Source organism: Neobacillus drentensis (assembly GCF_036962765.1).
GTDB lineage: Bacteria > Bacillota > Bacilli > Bacillales > Cytobacillaceae > Neobacillus > Neobacillus drentensis_C.
Genome location: NZ_JBALOS010000332.1, coordinates 1 through 2303 on the forward strand (window position 1 = coordinate 1; position 2303 = coordinate 2303).

Sequence of the window (2303 nt, forward strand, 5' to 3'; positions counted from 1 at the left end):
AAACTCATATTAAACTATATTAATTAATAAACTTAAATAATTAATGAAAATATATAGGCCTATAATAGACCTCTATAATATACATTATATATTCACTATCGTATGTGTCAATAGATTTTTGTAAAGCGCTTTCACCATTCAGAAGATAGGGAATTGTTAGTTATTAAACTATCTCTTCATTCCAAATGACTCATTACAGGTTCATTCAGTTACCAAAACAGTTTTATTCCTGATCGTCGAAAATCCGATATTGTCCGAATTTAGCGAGTTGATCCTCCCCTAAAGTAGCGGGCAATGGATCACTCAGACAACCCCCTAATTTCTCATTAATCAAATTCCACAAATGTGTACGACTATACCGTTGGTGAACAAGCGAGAAAGTTGTTGACTCCAATAACACTTTCGCTTCATCGTATCTTTTTTGATCAAATAACAATTGGCACCTTCGCTCAATCAATTCTTCGTCATTTAGTGCATTTAATTGTTCCAACGAGTAATTTCTTTCATCCAATCGCTCTTCACCCATTAATTCTAATGCTAAATCTTTTTCGATGATGACCTGAGGGTGCAAAGCTAAAGAAGGTATTTTAATTTTAGAGAGAGCCTTCATGCATTCTAATGGTAGTTTTTTATTACGCAAATATATTCTTGCTTCTACTATTCGAGCGAAGTCGTTTCTAACATCAGATAGGATTCGTAATCCTTCGTCAAATCTTTCATTTCCTGCATACCAAACACCTAAATAAAAATTCCATAAATCACTTTTGTAGGCATCCGAATGCTTCATAGCCCAGTTTAGCGCATGTTCTAATTCAAACATGCCTGAAGGCGGCCATGAATTATGATTTGGTTCAGGAGGAACAGGTAGTTCATTCGGTGTTTCCTTATCGAATGCATGTAAAAGTTCGATCCATGGTATAATCCTTGCTCGTCTCGTCCAGTTGAACCTTGGAATTTCTTCTTGAGAAATCAAATTAACAGTTGGAATAGTCATTTCATTGATCTTACAAGCTTCTGAAACAGGAAACCAATATTCACAATATACCTTTTCTTCACCAGGGGCCAATTCCTCTTTAATGGATTGATCTTTGATTGGTCCAGCCTGTATTTCAACGTAGGACTCTTTTTTTAGCGAAGTGTTGTATGCCCACTTTTCATCCTTGCCAATGCCATAGGTCCAGAGCTTTATGCCAGGGACTTCTTTTTTATTAGATATATGGTAAAGCCCAGTACCTAGACTAGGTGTAAAAACGCCAAAAGCGTTTGTTGCAGCACTTTCCCAAAAAAAACCGGCCATATGATCAAAGTTCCTCAATCGGATCGACTCTTCACTATTCCAATGAATCGTTTTCATTTCATGGCCATGATAGAGGACTTCCCCATCCGGAAAATATAGTTCCGTATCATTTCTAACAGGTAAAGCCGCATTAGACCATGACATCCAAGAATGACTCTTCGAAGTCGGGTTATAAAATGATGATCTTTGTGTTAAAAAGTGGTCAAACTCTCCTAATGAAAATTCAATTGTCCACTGCATACCATAACGGACTTCCTTTTCTCCACACCAAAGATAGATTCGATCATTAATTATTTTCGCTTGAAACTTTACTGATTCGATTTGCACAGGTGTATGAGAAATTGGGAAACTGACTTCAATTCCTCCACTCAGAAAGGCCATTCTTGGCAAAATGCGCACAGGTTTTACAGAACCAGAATCGTATAATATTTCTTTATCACTTGTTTTATCAAACAACGAGAAAACCTTCCCCCCTAAATCGGGGCAAATCTTAACTTTGAGTGAGCTGTTTTCCATAGTAATCATTTTTACTTTGATCAAAGATGGTCTCTCAAAAGTTTCCACAAAACTCTCATAAGGATACACTCCATCTGGATCACATATCGTCGGAATCGGACCCGCGGATTGGATTGGGTGATATAACAAAAGCTCTTCCGTTTCAGTAAGATTCATCATTTTAAACGCTTCCTTTAATATATATTTGAAGTATTTTCTTTCCATAGATATCATCTTATATGAAATTTTTCCACTACCGGAAGTCATTCATGCTATGAAGTAAACATGCCTATAATAGTCATGATGTCATTACCAGTCAACGTAAGTATATCACGTTATTTTTCAATCCCAACTATTTTTTTCTAAATTTTCTAGAAAAAGTTCGACATTTTCCAGATAGAAAATTCCACTTAAAGTTTTTCTCGGGATTGTTTGATTCAAACCCTTTATGTATATCTTCAAAATAAAATCGAGTAGCTTTTATAATAATAGTCTGGTATTAGGTTGTACC

1 protein-coding gene is annotated in these 2303 nt (G+C 35.8%); it reads right to left on the reverse strand.

Translation table 11 applies throughout. The annotated features are described in order from the left end of the window. Positions 1-223 precede the first annotated feature (223 nt). Positions 224-1972 carry a DUF5107 domain-containing protein gene (locus V7137_RS28640; protein WP_335701206.1) on the reverse strand — a complete coding sequence of 583 codons (1749 nt, stop codon included), beginning with the start codon at positions 1970-1972 and terminating at the stop codon, positions 224-226. Between the last annotated feature and the right edge of the window lie 331 nt (positions 1973-2303).

Bases quoted from the DNA above. Each gene is read 5' to 3' on its own strand.
- V7137_RS28640 (WP_335701206.1), bottom strand. From the start codon at position 1,972: ATGATGAATCTTACTGAAACGGAAGAGCTTTTGTTATATCACCCAATC.